Source organism: Rhodothermales bacterium (genome assembly GCA_041391505.1).
GTDB lineage: Bacteria > Bacteroidota > Rhodothermia > Rhodothermales > JAHQVL01 > JAWKNW01.
This window is the reverse complement of sequence record JAWKNW010000005.1, coordinates 1-16,100: the sequence shown is the minus strand read 5'-3', so window position 1 is coordinate 16,100 and position 16,100 is coordinate 1. Positions and strand designations below refer to the sequence as shown.

General features: G+C 63.7%; 9 protein-coding genes. 1 reads left to right on the top strand and 8 read right to left on the bottom strand.

Annotation, left to right across the window (positions count from 1 at the left end):
* Positions 1-148: 148 nt before the first annotated feature.
* Positions 149-346 (bottom strand): hypothetical protein, encoded by a 198-nt coding sequence (locus R2834_06755; protein ID MEZ4700011.1) that lies wholly within the window; start codon positions 344-346, stop codon positions 149-151.
* A gap of 83 nt (positions 347-429) precedes the next feature.
* A complete protein-coding gene (locus R2834_06750) occupies positions 430-2,232 on the bottom strand; it encodes an arylsulfatase (protein ID MEZ4700010.1) in 1,803 nt (600 codons plus the stop codon).
* A gap of 78 nt (positions 2,233-2,310) precedes the next feature.
* Here R2834_06750 and R2834_06745 point away from each other — a divergent pair, with 78 nt between their 5' ends.
* A complete protein-coding gene (locus R2834_06745; GenBank protein ID MEZ4700009.1) occupies positions 2,311-4,161 on the top strand; it encodes an arylsulfatase in 1,851 nt (616 codons plus the stop codon).
* 24 nt (positions 4,162-4,185) lie between these two features.
* Here R2834_06745 and R2834_06740 read toward each other — a convergent pair whose 3' ends face one another.
* The 6 genes from R2834_06740 to R2834_06715 all read right to left on the bottom strand — a co-directional run bounded on the left by R2834_06740 (position 4,186) and on the right by R2834_06715 (position 15,778).
* Complete coding sequence (locus R2834_06740) at positions 4,186-5,430, bottom strand: tetratricopeptide repeat protein (GenBank protein MEZ4700008.1); 1,245 nt, start codon at positions 5,428-5,430, stop codon at positions 4,186-4,188.
* An 18-nt stretch (positions 5,431-5,448) separates the two neighbouring features.
* Positions 5,449-7,149: a CRTAC1 family protein gene (locus tag R2834_06735; protein ID MEZ4700007.1), complete on the bottom strand. Its 1,701-nt coding sequence runs from the start codon at positions 7,147-7,149 to the stop codon at positions 5,449-5,451.
* Positions 7,146-8,864, bottom strand: coding sequence for a CRTAC1 family protein (locus tag R2834_06730; GenBank protein MEZ4700006.1), 1,719 nt, complete (start codon positions 8,862-8,864; stop codon positions 7,146-7,148). Before R2834_06730 ends, R2834_06735 begins: the two co-directional genes overlap by 4 nt.
* 223 nt (positions 8,865-9,087) lie before the next feature.
* Positions 9,088-10,128: a PorV/PorQ family protein gene (locus tag R2834_06725; protein MEZ4700005.1), complete on the bottom strand. Its 1,041-nt coding sequence runs from the start codon at positions 10,126-10,128 to the stop codon at positions 9,088-9,090.
* Between the two features lie 75 nt (positions 10,129-10,203).
* Complete coding sequence (locus R2834_06720) at positions 10,204-12,351, bottom strand: hypothetical protein (GenBank protein ID MEZ4700004.1); 2,148 nt, start codon at positions 12,349-12,351, stop codon at positions 10,204-10,206.
* Between the two features lie 169 nt (positions 12,352-12,520).
* On the bottom strand, positions 12,521-15,778 hold the full coding sequence (locus R2834_06715) for a TonB-dependent receptor (GenBank protein ID MEZ4700003.1): 3,258 nt from the start codon (positions 15,776-15,778) through the stop codon (positions 12,521-12,523).
* Between the last annotated feature and the right edge of the window lie 322 nt (positions 15,779-16,100).

Genomic DNA, 16,100 nt, shown 5'->3' with positions numbered 1-16,100 from the left:
CGGTGTATAAAGAAGGCATGCACGACCGGGGTAGATCGTCGCACGCGTCGTCGTATTCGACGAGAAACAATAGGACACCGGCACTCGCTCCGCAAGTGCTACTCCAGATACTACGCAGAATGCAGAAGTGACGCCCCATGACGGGCCGTTACGATCTCCGCAAACCCTGGCGGCTTCCGTTCGCTTTCGACCAGGATGCCTGATATGCGGCGCACAACATATCCACTTCGTGGATGATATCCGCGCGCTGGCCTAGCATTTCCGGCTCAACCGGCAGGGCATACAACTCGGCAAACAGGGCGCTCAACTGGGCGACCCGGGTTTCACGAAGGGCCACGTAATCCATAAACATTCCCGGGGACTGGATGGGTATAGGACTCTTGCGAAGTATCGACGCGCGACGCATGAGCTTAAATCGCGGCCGCGTGGTCAGCGCACCCGCCGAAGCTGAACTGCCTTGAGATCGATCGTCCCGCCGTTCTCCATCGTCGCGGCACGGACAGCGAGCTGGGTCACCCCGGCCTCGAGGCGCACCGTCCCCATCGCGAGCGACGCCCACTCTTTCTCGTAGACCTCCTTGCGCAGCACCCGGTCCGGACTGAACACCGGCAAGGGGTCGTGCGCCCGCTCGACGGGTTTTTCGAGGGCCTCACCGCCGATCTCGACACGCAGCCGGCCGCCGACATGGGCCGGCGGGCAGGTGTAGAGCAAGGTGATCTCGTACCGACCGGTCGCCACCACATCCACCGGCCACATCGCGTAGGCCGCCGGATCCGTCCAGTCCGTCACCCAGTCGTTCGCCCAGCCGGCGGCGACGTCGTAGTTGATCCCCGCGCCGGGCGACGGGATGAGGTAGGCCTCGTGGCCCGGCAGCGTCACCGTGGGGCGTTCCTCGTAGCCGATGGGGGTCGGGATGGGATCGAAATTCCCGGAGGCCGCGCGCGCGAACCAGTCCCGGTACGCCACATCCAGCCGGGACACCACCTCCGGATACTGCGCTCCCACTTCGACATGCTGCCCCGGATCGTTGAGCATGTCGTACAGCTCCCAGCCGCCGCCCTTGTTCACCGCTCGCCAGCGCTCGGTGCGCACGGAGCCCGGATACGGCTGCACCACGCCGCCGCCATACCAGTGCGAATACAGTTCGCGGTCGGGCCAGGCAGCCGGTTCGCCGCGCATCAGGGGGGCCAGGCTGCGCCCGTCGAAGGCGGGTTGCACGGCGGGCGTCACGCCGGCGAGATCCAGCAGGGTAGGCATCACGTCGATGTGCGCCGCCAGCGTGCGGACGACGGTGTCGCGCGGCAGCTCGGCCGGCCAGCGTACGAAGAGCGGAACGCGGACGCCGCCTTCGTCGACATGCCCCTTGCATCCCTTCATGTCGCCGTTGTAGCGATCGCACCCGTTCGGGCCGTTATCCGTCAGAAACACCACGATAGTGTTGCGGCTCAGTTCGAGCTGGTCCAGCGTGTCGAGCAGCCTGCCGAGGTTGTCATCGACATTCTCCACCATGCCGTAGACGGATGCGTTCTGGCTGTCCAGACCGCGTGCGATGTACTTGTCGTAGTAGGCATCCGGGACCTGAAACGGGGAGTGCGGGGCGTTGTAGGCGACGTAGGCAAAAAACGGGGCCGCGCGATGCTGCTCGATAAACTGTACGGCGGCATCGGTCAGCACATCGGTGATGTAGCCGGCGGTTCGGGTGAGCCGGCCGTTGTGCTCCAGCTGCGTATCGAAGTAGTTATTCCAGTGGCCGGCGGTGAAGCCCAGAAATTCGTCGAAGCCCTGCCCGTTGGGGTCGTACGGGTAATGCGCGCCGTTATGCCATTTGCCGAACATGCCGGTGGCGTAACCGGCATCCCGGAGCGCTTCAGCGAGGGTGACCTCCTCCGCCCGCATGGTCTCATGCGCCCGCGTCACGCCATGGACGCCCGTTCGCAGCGCATCGCGGCCGGTGAGCAGGCTGGCCCGGGTCGGGGCGCAGACCGGGCTCACGTAGAACCGTTCGAAACGGACCCCTTCGCGCGCCAGGCGGTCCATGACCGGCGTATCGATGGCCGCGTTGCCGTGGGACCGGATATCCCCCCAGCCCTGGTCGTCGGTCATGACGAGCAGGATGTTGGGAGGGTCCGCCGGCGAGTCCGGGACAGCGGTGTCGTTCGCCGAGCCGGCGAGAAGGCCGAGGACGCCCACGAGGAGGAGTCGGGAGATTTTCAGCTTGATATCGGGTTGCATCAGCACGCGGTCTTGCTATCCTTACCGGGGAATGTCGTATTTGTGGAGGTCGTTGTATTCGCTCCAGCCCTCCCCTCCATGTTTACACTTTTATTTAGTCACCTGCAACGTCCGGGTCACGTCACCACACAGCGGGACGCGGCGCCGGCTTTCGATGGACAGTTGCGCTTGCGATGCAGCGCAGTGCTGATCGCCCTGGGGCTCCTCGCCGGCGGCTGCCGCCCCGCCCCAACGCGGCCGAACATCGTGCTGATCATGACCGACGATCAGGGGATCGGGGACTTCGGCCTGTACGGCAACCCGGTGCTGCAGACGCCGAACCTGGATGCGATGGCGTCCCGCAGCGCGCGCTGGGGACGCTTTTATGTGAGCCCGGTATGCGCCCCGACCCGCGCATCGCTCATGACCGGCCGCTACAATTACCGGACGCGCGTCGTGGACACGTACATCGGTCGCGCGATGATGGAGCCGGACGAGACGACCCTCGCGGAAGTCCTCGCCGACGCCGGCTACGCCACCGGCATATTCGGCAAATGGCACCTCGGCGATACCTATCCGATGCGCGCCATGGATCAGGGCTTCGAGGAATCGCTGGTCCTGCGCGGCGGCGGCATCGGGCAGCCGAGCGACCCGCCCGGCGGCGAGGGGCGCTACACGAACGCCATCCTGTCCCACAACGGTACGCTCGTGCAAACGGCCGGCTACTGCACGGACGTGTACTTCGACTCCGCGCTCGACTGGATCGAGCGGGTCAGCCCGGAGCGCCCGTTTTTCGCCTATATCGCCACGAACACGCCGCACAGCCCCTATCACGACGTGCCCGACTCGCTCTACCGCGTGTACGCCGCCCGGGACCTGACCCTCGACCAGTTCCCGCATCCGGAGGCGGCGCGACTCGAACCGGGGTACGATACGGATGTCCTGGCGCGGATCTACGCGATGGTGGGCAACATCGACGAGAACATCGGCCGGCTCTTCGCCCGGCTCGAACGCGACGGCCTGCTCGAGAACACGATCGTCGTTTTTCTGGTGGATAACGGGCCGGAATCTCGGCGGTATGTCGGCGCGATGCGGGGCCGAAAAACGGAGGTCTTTGAAGGGGGCATCCGCTCGCCGCTCTTCGCGCACTGGCCCGGCCACTTCCCGGCGCGCACGATCGAGGGAGCCGTAGCGGCGCACATCGACCTCTTCCCCACCCTCCTCGACGCCGCCGGCGTCACGCCCCCGGCCGGCCTGCGGCTCGATGGCCGCAGCCTGCTCCCCGCCCTCGAGGGCGCGCCGGCTCGCGACGACGGGCGCACGCTCACCATCCAGTCGCACCGCGGCGACCAGCCCGCCCGGTACCATCAGTTCGCAAGCATGCGGGGGCGCTGGAAGCTCGTCCACAACAGCGGATTCGGCCGCGAACGCCTGGACACCGAGCCGGCGTTCGAGCTGTACGACATCGAGGCGGACCCGTACGAGTCGAATAACCTCGCCGCGCAGCACCCCGACACGCTCGACGCGATGGTCGCCCGCTACGATGCCTGGTTCGACGACGTCTCGGCGACGCGTCCCGACAACTATGCGCCGCCCCGGATCGTGGTGGGGCACCCCGCCGAACCGGTCACCGTGCTCACGCGGCAGGACTGGCGCTACCCCGGCACGCACGGCGCCGGCGGCTGGGCGCCCGACGCCCTGGGCTACTGGCTCATCGACGTGGCCGAGACGGCCGTCTATGCGATCGACGTGCGGTTCGGCGCGGCCCCGGCTGCCGGCACGCTGACGCTGCGCTCCGGCGATACGGTCTTCACGGCCCCCATCGCCGCCGGCGAGGCCGAACGCCGGCTGACAGACCTTCCGCTCGCCGCCGGGCCGCAGCGTTTCGAGGTGGTGTTGACCTCCCCCGGCCTCGAACGCGGCCCGCTGCAGGTGGAAATCAGCCGGTGACGCCCTCCACGTGTGGGGGATGTTTTATTGCGCTTTTTCGAGTTCGGCGAGCTGTTTGAGCGCATCCCTGAGCTTCCGGTTGCCGGCGTCGTATTCCAGCGCCTTCTCCCAGCTCTTGCGGGCATCGGCGTACATCTTCTCATTGGCGTAGGCGACGCCCAGGTTGTACCAGGTATCGACCATCTCGGGCTTGATGCGGAGGATGGCGTGGTACCGGCTGATGCCGGCTTCAACGTCTCCCTTCTGCACCAGCATGTTGGCCAAATTGGTCTGCATCGCAAAGTTGGCGGGGTCGATGCTGAGGGCCACGCTGTAGGCTTCGACGGCTTTGTCTTTCTGATCCACCTTCCAGAGCACTTCGGACAGGTGCACCCATTTGTCACGATCGTCGGGATCGGTCTCGACCGCCGCCTGCGCATCGTTGACGGCCTGCTGCATTTGCTGCGCCGCATCGGCGCGTTCTAGATAAGGTTGCGCCTCCTTCTCGCGCCCGAGCCGCAGCAACGCCTGGCCCAGGTTGTAATGGGCGCCCTGATGCCACGGCAGCTCGTCCGCGACCGGCTTCAGGTATTCGACCGCCTTTTCGTTGTCGCCCTTCCGGAAATAGAGCGATCCGATGATGTATTCGTATTCCGGATCGTTGGGTTTGATGCGGGCGCCTTCGAGGGACTGCTCGAGCGCGGCGTCCAGGTCGCCGGTTTCTTCGAGCAGCTGGCCGAACCACATGTGCGCGGACGCGTTGCCCGGGTTCAGGTCGATCGCCTTTTCATAGGCCATGCGTGCGCTGTCCGGTTCGCCGAGGCGCGCGTAGATCTTGCCCATCTCGAGATAGAGAAAATCGGTCGGATCGAGCGACTCCTCGTTCTGCATGAACTCCACGGCCTCGCGGAGCCGGCCTCCCTTGAAGGCGATCAGCCCCATGTCGTACCACGCGCCGCGGTACTCCGGGTCGAGGTTGAGCACGGCGTGATAGGATTCAAGGGCCTGTTCCGGCAGATTGAGCCGCGAAAAGATGCGGCCGCGCATGAAGTACGGGTCGGCGAGGACGGGCTCGACGGCGATGACGCTGTCCGTCAGCGCCAGCGCCAGGTTGAAATTGTTCTGCGCGAACGCGGCCTGGCTCCTCGCCATCAGCTGCCCCACATGGGGGTCGATCTTGAGGCGGAGCCGTTCGGTACGCGTCAACTCGGTGGCCTCGTCGCGCGCGCACCCGCCGAGCACGAGCATCCCTGCCAGCACCATGCCGGCTGCCCAACGCATTCCATTCATCGTCTGTCTCATCGTCGTTTATCGTGCTGAAGATTCAAAGGTAGGGTTCCCTTCCCGGATGACCAGTTCCTGGCCGGCCGCGACGTTCATAAACCTATCCACCACGCCGCTGGGCCAGACGACGCGCAGGGAATCCACGCGGTCGTGGGCTCCGAGCCCGAAGGTCACCCATTTCTCGGAACTGGATAAAAAGCTGCCGCCGCTCCGGACCCACCGCCCCATCGCCAGCCCCGGCACGTACGCCGTGACCTGCGCGTCCAGCCCGTCGCGGGTGCTGCGCTGCCCGATGAGCCGTACCCGCAGGTACCGGCCGGCATCCGTTTCGTTGCGCCAGAGATGGGCGGGTCCTCCGTTTTCGACCAGCAGGACATCCACGTCCCCGTCGCGGTCGTAGTCGGCATACGCCAGCCCGCGGGCGACCATGCGGGCCGTGAGGGGCCCTTCGGCAGCGCGGTATTCGTCGAACGTGCCGTTGCCTCGATTGAGGAAAAGCTGGGCCGGCTGGCGAAACTGAATTGCCTGGGAGACCTCGTTGATGTGGGTCAGCACGTGCCCGTTGGCCGTGAGGAGATCCAGATCCGTGTCGAGATCTACGTCGAGCAGCGCCAGCCCGAACGTGACGTTCAGGTTGCTCGGATACGCCAGCCGCGATATCGCCGACCGGTCCTCGAACTGCTCGTTGCCCTGATACCGGAAGACGCTGACGGACTCCTCCGAAAAATTGCCGACGAAGATGGTGACATTCCCGCTGCTATCGACCACGCCGGCGTCGACGCCCATGCCCGCCCGGGGCGTCCCGTGCTGGCTCACCGCGACGCCGCTCTGCAAGCCGGACTCGCGGAAGGTCCCATCCCCCTGGTTTACATACAGAAAGTCGTTCTCCGTGTCGTTGCCCGTCGTAATGTCCGGCCAGCCGTCCTCGTTGAAGTCCAGCACGGCGACCCCCAGCGTCTTGTCGAGCGTCGTATCCACGCCGGCCAGAAAGCCGGCCTCGCGGGTCCGGTTCGTGAAGGTGCCGTCACCGTTGTTATGGTAATACTGGCTGGCGCGGCCGGTGTATTCCTGCGGCGTGCAGAACACCTTCTTCCCCTTGTGCATGCAGCGCAGATCGGTTTCGGGCGTCCAGTCGACGTAGTTGCCGACATACAGATCCGCCCATCCGTCGCGATCGGCGTCCAGAAAAGCGGCCGATGTGCTCCATACCGACCCATCCGCGAGCCCTGCGTCTTTCGATGCCTCGACGAACCGACCGCCTTCGTTCCGGAAAAACAGGTTGCGATGCAGCGTCGTGACCAGGAAATCCTCGTCGCCGTCATTGTCCGTATCGGCCACGGCGACGCCGAAGGCATACGCCGTCACGCCGGCGAGGCCGGCCTCGTCGGTGACTTCCGCAAAGCGCCCATCGCGCAGGTTGCGGTAGAGCCGGACGGCCTGCACGACGCGCGTTTCGTGGTGCGGCCAGATGCCACCCTGCACCAGCAGCACGTCCGGCCACCCATCCCCGTCGTAATCGATGAATCCACCGCCGCCGCCCACGATTTCCGGCATCAAGCTCTGGCCGTAGCCGCCGGTCTCGTGGCGGAACGCCGACAGCCCGGCCGCTTCCGTCACGTCGACATACGGGGCCTTCGCGGTCATCTCAGGCTCGGGCTCGCTCCCGCCGCAGCCGGCGAGGGCCAGCGCGGCCCCAACCAGGATATGGTAGATGCGGCATCTCATGGCAGCCGCCCGGGAAGCGGCACGGTCGTATAGCCGGGTTGGCCTTCGACGAACTGAATGGCCTGCCGGCCTGGCACTTCGGTCGCGACTGTGGTCTGGCCGGACGGCCAGACGATCTGCAGCGTATCCACGGTGGCATGCCGGCCGAGTCCGAAATTGACCGCCTTTTCCGAACTGGCCAGATAACTCGAACCGCTCCGCACGCGCCGGATCATCCGCAACCCATCGACGACGGCCGTGACCTCCGCGCCGATGGCATCCCGATTGCCCTGCCGACCCCGAAGCACGACCCGCAGAAACGGCGGGTCCTCGCGATCGTTGCGCCAGAGATGGACCGGACCGCCATTTTCGGTGAGCAGGATGTCCTGGTCTCCATCGCGATCGTAATCGGCCAGCACGATGGCTCGCGCCACCATCTGCTGTGTAAGGACGCCGCTCGTTGGTTCGTACAGATCGAACACGCCGTCCCCGCGATTCATATAGAGCTGGGATGCCTGTCGATAGGTCACCTTGTCATTTTGCGCGATACGATCCGGGTAGACGTGGCCGTTCGCGAGGAAAAGATCGAGGTCGGTGTCGTAGTCCGCATCGAAGAGCATGACACCGAACGTCAGGATGAGCAGGCTCGGGTACCCGATGCGAGAGACGGCCGAACGGTCGAGGAACGACTCGTTGCCGAGGTACCGGTACACGCCGACCATCTCTTCGGAGAAGTTGCCGACGAAGACGCTCACCATGCCGGAGCTGTCGACCACGCCGGCATCGACGCCCATGCCGGCCCGCGCCTCGCCGTGTTCGCTAAACGCGAGGCCGCTGCGAGCGCCCAGTTCGGTAAACGTCCCGTCCTGGTTATTGCGATACAGCAAGTCGCCTTCGCCGTCGTTGACGACCACGATATCCGACCATCCATCCCGGTTGTAGTCGAGTTCGGCGACACCGAGGGCCTTGCCGAGCGACGGGGCGATGCCGGCCGGTTCGGTGACGTCGGTGAACGTGCCGTCGCCATCGTTGATAAACAGCCGGCTCTGGATGCCGGTGTATGCGGAGGGGATGCAGTAGAGCTTGACCGTGCCGCCGGGAGGACAGAAGATGTCGGTTTCGGGCGTCCAGTCTACGTAATTGCCCACATAGAGATCGAGCCAGCCGTCCTTGTTGGCGTCGAAGAACATGGCGGAGCTGCTCCAGACGGCCTCGTCGGAAAGCCCGGCCGCCTCGGTGATGTCGGTAAAGCGGCCCCCGTCGTTCCGGAAAAAGAGGTTCTTGCGCAGATTCGTCACAAACAGGTCTTCGTCGCCGTCGTTGTCGTAGTCGGCCACGGCGACGCCGATGGTGTAGGCGACGGCGTCGCGCAGGCCGGCTGCTTCCGTGACCTCGGCAAAGGTGCCGTCGCCCTGATTGCGGTAGAGGAAGAGCGACTGCGGCTGCCTGGCCGGATCGGCTTCCCAGTTGCCGCCGCCGGCGAGGACGATGTCCTGCCACCCGTCGCCGTCATAGTCGATAAATCCGCCGCCGCCGCCCATCGGTTCCGGATACCATTTGTTGCCGACGGCACCGGTCTGGTGGCGGAAGGCGCCTAGGCCGGCATCGGCGGTGACGTCGGTCCACACGATCGGGGCCCCGGAGTCCGCCGTCCGGGACGACGGGGGGGCGGGATCCGGCGCCGAACAGCCGGAGAGCACTGCGGCGAAGAGCGCGAGTCCACGAACGAAACGCATGAGGTCGGGCGACTGGCGGGGAGAAAGAGGGCCGTGTGGGTTGAGAGGGGATTGAACGCACCTGGAAGCCGGCTGCTCCCGGGTTCACCGGGAATCAACGGATTCGGAATGGCCCAAAATGCGTCATCCTGGCTCCTGACCCGGGGTCCGTTCCGGCGTCGCCGGCTGGACCCTGGGTCAAGGCCAGGATGACACAACAAGTACGGTGTTCTACAGGCGCTGCTTAGAAGCCGAGCGACAGCGAGAAGCGGTTCACGCTATCGAACACACCGAAGTCGGTGTAGGCGTAGTCGGCGCGCAGGTTGATGTTCGACACGTCGAAGTTGAGGCCAGCGCCGAGGCTGATGCCCTGTTCTTCGTCCTGAACGAACGCCTGAGCCAGGCCGGCGCGCAGCGAGAGCAGGTTCATGAAGGTGTACTCGCCACCGACATGGAGGTGCTCCTGGAAGTCACGCGGACGCTGTGCTTCGACGCTGAACTGGAAGCTGTGCATGTTCGGATCGAGGCTCGTGAAATCGATCAGATCCATCGCGAGACCGATCTGGAACGTCAGCGGAAGCTCGAAGCTCTGGGCGACGTAGGTGAGTTCACGAGAGAAGTTCCGAGCGCTCATGCCGAGCACCAGGCTGCGGAAGCCCGTGTTGTACAGCACGCCGAAGTCGACGGCGACCGTGCTCACGTCAAAGTTGCGGTCTTCACCGCCCGTATTGATGAGCTGCGATCCGAAGTCCTGCGTGGCCAGCTTGAACTGGGCGCCGACCGAGAACCGGTCCGTAAACGAACGGGCGTAACCCAGACCGACCGCGAGGCCGGAGGGGGAGAACGTCCCGACGTCGCTGTAGCCGGCTTCCGTGTCGCTGCGGATCGTCTGGATGATATCGCCGTAGTCGACGCTCATCACGCTGAAACCGAAGACGCCATAGTTGCCGCCCTGGGGCTGGAAGGCCGCGCTGAACGCGTTGTAGTTGATGTCGGCGATGAACTGCGTGATGCCGAAGCCCACGCTGAACGTGCCGGTCATCCGCGCCATGGTGGCCGGGTTGTAGAACAGGGCCATCGAGTTGGCGAAGCTCTCATCCGCCGTCACCGCGCCACCCAGGCCCGTGGCCCGTGCGTCGAGTGAGGTGGTGAGGAACTTCATGCCTGTCTGGCCCAGCTTTTCCGTATTGACCTCCGTATCGGGGGTCACTGTCTGCGCAAACGATGAGGGAACCACCACCATGAGCGCAGCCAGAAGCATGGAGTAAAATAAACTTCTCTTCATAGCTCTTTTCCAAAGATTGTTGAGCAGTTGCATCTATGATTGGGGGCAGGACATCCCTGCCCCCGCGCTCATGGATTACTGGATAACGACCATCTTCTTCACATCCGTCGCACCGGATTCGTTGTCTACCACGCGGACGAGGTAGACACCGCTCACGATGGGCTGACGGGAAGCCGTGGTAAGGTTCCAGAGCTCGTCGCCGCTGCCGTCGGTGTGTTCGATGCGGGTGATGAATTCGCCCGTCTCCGAGTAGATGGAAATCGTGCAATTGCCCGGGATATCGAAGAAGGCCACCTGGCTCCGGAGGGCGTCGCCGCCCACGAAGAAGCGCACCGTTTCGTCAGCCGCGAGGTTGATCGGGTTCGGTACGATGCGGAACGCATCCACGGTCGCACCGGGCGAGCGCTTCAGGTTGGCCGGCTGGTACGTCTGCGTGAAGTAGCGGCCGCTGTGGAGCGGCTTGCCTTCGGGCGTACCGGTGATGGCTTCCGGATCGATCGGCTGCGGGCCGCTTACGCCTACCATGTAGTAGTAGTAGTCGATACCGCGGACGAGGCTGAGATCCTCATAGCTGCGAGCGGAGCCGGGGAGCGTCGTGATCAACTCGTAGGGCAGGTTGTCCTCGTAGTTGCTCGTACGGTAGATTTCCCAGCTGACCGGGTCAGGCTGACCGGAGATCGTCGTCCAGGAGATCTCGACCTTGTCCGGACGGCCGAACACATCAAACGTCTTCGGCGGCGCCGGCGGCTGCACGACCGGGTACTGCGTCAGGCCGTTGGAGGCCTCGTACAGGCGACGCGCGGTGTACATGTTCTGGAACATGGAGTCGCGCTCGGTCATGACCCACTGACCTTTGGTCATGCGTTCGCCGCCGTTTTTGTAGACGCTGTAATCCCAGGGCACATCGTCGATCACGCCGTTGCCGTTCGCGTCGTATTCGATGAGCGCGTTGTCATCGAAGCCGCTGCGCTTGTAGGCGCGACCGACCTGCGTGGCGGCATCGTAGGAGATACCGCCGACGACGACGGCTTCCACGAAGTTGACGCTTTCACCGAAGGCGAGCTGGTACGGGCCGTAAGCCATGGTGGCCGCGAAACCGCCCTGCTTACCCTGCGAGGCGTTCTGGGTAGGCGCCCAGAACTCACCGCTCGGCTCGACACGGTCGGCGTAGTGCGGGTAGTTGCGGGAATCGCCACCCGGGAAGACATCCGGGTTTTCACGCGACAGGATGCCGAGCTGGTAGTAGTCCTGGTTCGACAGACCGTCCGCGTTCAGCACTTCGTCCGAGTCCAGCCAGCTGAGCGTGTGCGGCTGGTTGGCGGGGTTGTAGCTGCGATCCGTGGTCGATTCGTCGGCATGGAGGACGATGAGGCCCTGGAACGACATGCCGGCGAGGCGGCCGATCGTATCGGACGGGGCGTTCGTGCCGCGCTGGGACACCATCGGAGAACCGAGGTTATTCCAGCTCGACGAAGCGAAGTCCGGATCGAAGCCGTGCCAGATATAGATGGCCGTAAAGTCGACCGGGTACGTGTCGTGTCCGTCGCCTACGATGTCGACCATGGAAAACTTGCCCCAGGTCTGCGCATTCGAACCGTGGTCGGCCGCCTGCTCACGACCGCGCCAGCGGTACGTGTTGTAGACGTACATGTCCTGCAGGGACTGGCCGTTCAGTTCGATCTCATCGTCATCGTCGGTGTTACCCGTATTCGTGTACTTACGGTTGATAATGTGGTAGTCGTCGTGGTACTCGTTGCTCCAGGCGTAGGCGGTCATCTCGACCTCAACGCCTTGCACCGAACGGAACACCTGGGTGATCGTACGGTCGGCGACGAGCGCCGGGTCGACTTCATCCACGATTGCGATTTCGCGGAAGGAAGCAGCCCCGTCGACCGAGACTTCCGAGTCTTCCCACTTGGCGACCAGCCGGGTCGAAACCGGCGTAAAGAACACCGAACCGTCCGGACGGGGCCCGAGGCGCGCGACGTGGTAGTCGAACGTCTCACCGCGTTCGTTCGTCCAGTTACGGACGCCGATCCAGTGGCCCTGACCACGGTAATGGTTACTGAAGCGGAGAATCTGCGGCCAGACCATGCCGCCGTTCCCGATCCCGGACTCCGGAGCGAACCCGATTTCGGAATAGCGCGAGCTCATCTCGCCGATGTCCAGCGCGGTCTGGAGGAACTGGCCTCGCGCGGTCCCCGTCGTCCATGCTACCAGCACGAACAGAGCGAGGCTTAAAGTGATACGTCTTGAGAAGTTCATCATCTTCAAAAGGATAAATGTTCGGGTGCGAACAACTCGCCGGGGACGCGCTCGTCCGAGGTGGCCCGGGGCGCGGTCTGGAGTATGGATCCAGTAACGCGCGCCCCGGGGTGTCCCCTGGCAGTCGTTAGAAGCTTACGCGGACGCCAAACGTAACGGCGCGGGGGTTGAGGAACGAGGCAAAGCGCATGTTCGGCATATCGATGTACGCCTTGTCGTCAAGCGCTTTCTTCACGTCGCCCTCAGGCACGGCTTCCCAGGCGCTGCCATTCCAGCGGCTGTAGTTGCCCGTGTCCTGGGCCCAGTACCAGGCCGTCGTGTTCGGCGCGGAAACGCCGCTCAGGCTGCCCGTGGTCTCGATCGGCTGGAACGCGATCCCGTTTTTGCGGAAGTCGCCCGGCTGATCGGAGCCCGGGATCCAGAGATACGGCAGCGCCGTCTGGTCGCGGAGGTCCTGGTAGATGTCGCCCGGCAGGTGCAGGGAACGCATGTAGAACTCGAAGTCGTCTGCGTTCTGCGTGTAGAATGCCGTGTAGCGCGACAGGTGGCGGATGTTGAACACGTTGCTGATGTCCGCGAAAATCTGCGCGTTGCCGAAGTTGGTGTTGATGTGCTTCGTGAAGCGCAGATCGAACATCCAGTAATCTTTCCAGCGGACGTTGTTGTCCAGTTCCGGGAAGTTACCGCGGTTCGACCAGATGAAGGCCTCGCCCTTACGCCATTCGCCGAGGAGGTTCACGCGCCAGTTGGCGAGGAAACCGCCCGCGACGTCCTGCTTGAAGTCAGGCGGCGTGAGGAAGGTGACGTTCATACGAGCGAACGGCTGGGCGACCGGCGCCGTGATGCGGAAGTCGGTCGAGTTGCGCAGGTAGTTGCGCTGATCGAAGCTGTTCTCGTAGAACTGCTGGTACCCGAAGTTACCGTTCTTGGTGGTCAAGAAGGTGTAGTTCAGGAAGCCGCGCACCCAGCGACCACGGTTCTTGGTCAGCGTGAACTCGGCGCCGCGGATGTCTTCGTAGTTCCAGGGCTGGAGCGTGTTGTACTGTACCACGTTACCCAGGCTGGTGTACGAAATGCTGCGCGGCTGATCGCGGAGGTCGCGATAGAAACCGGACACACGGACGAGGAACTGGTCGAACAGGTTCTGGTCGTAGCCCAGCTCGTACGCCACCGTCTTCGGCATCGGGTGATCCGGGTTGCCGATCACGTCGATACCGCTGGAGGTCCGTTCCTGGACGCCGAACACGTTGAACGCTTCGAGCATCTGGCGGAAGTGGCCGTAGTTGAAGTACAGCTTGCTGTTCGACGTGATCGGGAAGGAGATACCCAGGCGGGGGCTGAGTTCAACCTGCGGATCGGGCTGACGCGTGCTCAGAACATCGTTGAGGTTCTGCTGCGTGCCGCGGAAGGCCGAGTCGTACGGGGTGTAGTCCCACCACTCGGTGTTCGCATCGAAGTAGTCGAGGCGAAGACCCAGGTTCGCGATCATGCCGTTGAACTCAAGCTTGCTCTGCACGTAGGCAGCGCCCTGGATCGGGTTGCGATCCCAGAGGTAGCTCGCCTCAGGCGTCGGGCCAACCAGTTCGAGGTTGACGTGCTTGTAGTTCATGTTGTAGTCGCTGGCGATGACCTCGGCGCCGGTCTTGACCTGCAGGAAGCGGTTGACCTGGCTGGTGAGATCGAAGCGGCCCGTGAACACCCCAACGCTGGAGGAGTCGCGCGCCTTGTCCCAGTGACCACCGGTGGTGATACCCGTACCCAGGATGTTACCACCGCCGCCGGCGTAGTTGAACGGCTCCTGCCCGATGCAGTACGGAACGCTGTTGCCATCCCCCGTGATGTCGCTGTCGCCGCCGACGCACAGGGCCTGGCCCTGAGCGAGCAGCTCGTTGAGCAGCGCCTGGTCCACGACATTGCCGTCGCGCGTCGCGAGCTTGCTGACCAGCTGGCCATCGACCAGCGTGGTGCCGTCGCGCAGATCGGCGAACGGCGTGCGGTATTTAGAGGTCAGGTACTGACCCGTGATCGTGTAGAACGTGTTGGCGTTGATCGTGTGCACGAACTCGGCGCCAATCATCTTGTGGTCAATGTTCGCCCGGTTGAATGCACCGTTCGAGTGCACGAGACCGCGTTCGTTCGGCTCGTTGAGGATGACCACCCCGCTGTTGGTCCAGGGGTACGCCGGCAACGTGCCGCGCCAGATATCGGCGATGGCGGATTCGCCGCGGGTGCGGTTGATACCGCGCTCCATCAGCGACATGCCCGACACCGTGATCTTCATGCCCGGCGCGATGTTCGAAACGAGTTTCGCCGTGATGTTCTGATCGTGGTACGAGTTACGGACCTGCGGGAACATGTAGGCCGTCTGCGTGCCACGGTAGGAGGCCAGGAAGCGGAGGCCGCCCAGTTTGTTGCCCATGCCCGGCAGCAGCGGACCGCCGACCGTGAAGTCGGTCTCGTAGTCGCCGATGTCGATCGTATTGTCCTTACGCATCGCGTACTGGAGGTACTCGAGCATGTCGGCCGACGTCACGTCGAACCCGTTCGCCTGCTGAGCCGTAGCCAGGGCGTCCAGACCGACGAACGAGTTGTACTGACGCGCTTCATACGGATTGAGCGCGCTCGTTCCCTGGTTCTGGATGGCCGGATCGGACCAGCCGCGCATGTAGAACCCGTCGGGATCTTCGGGCAAGCCGTCGAACGCCTTGGCCTGCGCCGGACGATACCGGAAGAGGCCGTCGAACGTGTAGCGGTTGCGCGAGGGCTCCTTCGTCGACACGTTGACGATACCCGAGCGCACGTTGCCGTATTCCGCGTTGAAACCGCCGGTCTGAACCTGAACCGCTTCCACCGAGGTGTAGCTGACGTTCGTGATCGGCTCATTGCTGCGGCCGGTACGCATGTTCATACCGTCGACGATGAAGGCCACTTCGCCCACGCCGCCGCCGCGAATCGACAGACCCGGCTCGATACCGGCCTGGAGATCCAGCACTTCCGAAACGCCGGCGACCGGGAGGTCGACGATGTCTTCAGCCGTGAGGTTCGCCACGTTGGCCGATACGTCGAGCTCAACAACCGGCCGCTCGGCCGTTACAACGACTTCATCGAGACCCAGCTGTTCGGTGCTCAGATTAAAGTCGATCGTAGCCGTTAGACCCGTGCTGACCTGGACGCCTTCGACCAGCTGCGCGGTGTACCCAACGAACGAAGCCCGGACCGCATAGGTACCGGGACGCACGTTGATAATGTTATAAAAACCATCGAGGTCGGTGACAGCACCCTGCGTGGTCCCGTCGATGACGACGTTCACACCGGGAAGCGCTTCCCCGGTTGAAGCATCGCGAACCGTACCCGCGATCTTTCCTGTCTGCGCTGAAGCGCCCATTACGGGCACAAGCAGCAGAAGAAGCGCTCCCAGTAGCTTCCTGATTCTCATAGTGTGAATCTCCATCTAGTGCTTGAGGTTACCTTTTATAGGTAGATGATGCAGCGAAAGGGTGTGTAGCAGACACACTACACCCCACGAATTCGCGCGTTGGTGTTGGTTTGCGTTTGGAAAGGGGTGCGTCCTGACACGGTGATTAAGCCTCGGTATTCCGAACACGGGCGTTTCTATCGGAAGTCACAGTGTTTTCGTCGCTAGTTCGTAACGAGCCGGCTGGTCACCAGCTTGTTGTCACCAGGGGGTGGACTCGGCATCCGTTCGC

Coding starts and splice junctions, on each gene's coding strand:
- R2834_06725 (MEZ4700005.1), bottom strand. CDS start 10,128: ATGAAGAGAAGTTTATTTTACTCCATGCTTCTGGCTGCGCTCATGGTG.
- R2834_06745 (MEZ4700009.1), top strand. CDS start 2,311: ATGTTTACACTTTTATTTAGTCACCTGCAACGTCCGGGTCACGTCACC.
- R2834_06750 (MEZ4700010.1), bottom strand. CDS start 2,232: ATGCAACCCGATATCAAGCTGAAAATCTCCCGACTCCTCCTCGTGGGC.
- R2834_06715 (MEZ4700003.1), bottom strand. CDS start 15,778: ATGGGCGCTTCAGCGCAGACAGGAAAGATCGCGGGTACGGTTCGCGAT.
- R2834_06735 (MEZ4700007.1), bottom strand. CDS start 7,149: ATGAGATGCCGCATCTACCATATCCTGGTTGGGGCCGCGCTGGCCCTC.
- R2834_06755 (MEZ4700011.1), bottom strand. CDS start 346: ATGGATTACGTGGCCCTTCGTGAAACCCGGGTCGCCCAGTTGAGCGCC.
- R2834_06730 (MEZ4700006.1), bottom strand. CDS start 8,864: ATGCGTTTCGTTCGTGGACTCGCGCTCTTCGCCGCAGTGCTCTCCGGC.
- R2834_06740 (MEZ4700008.1), bottom strand. CDS start 5,430: ATGAATGGAATGCGTTGGGCAGCCGGCATGGTGCTGGCAGGGATGCTC.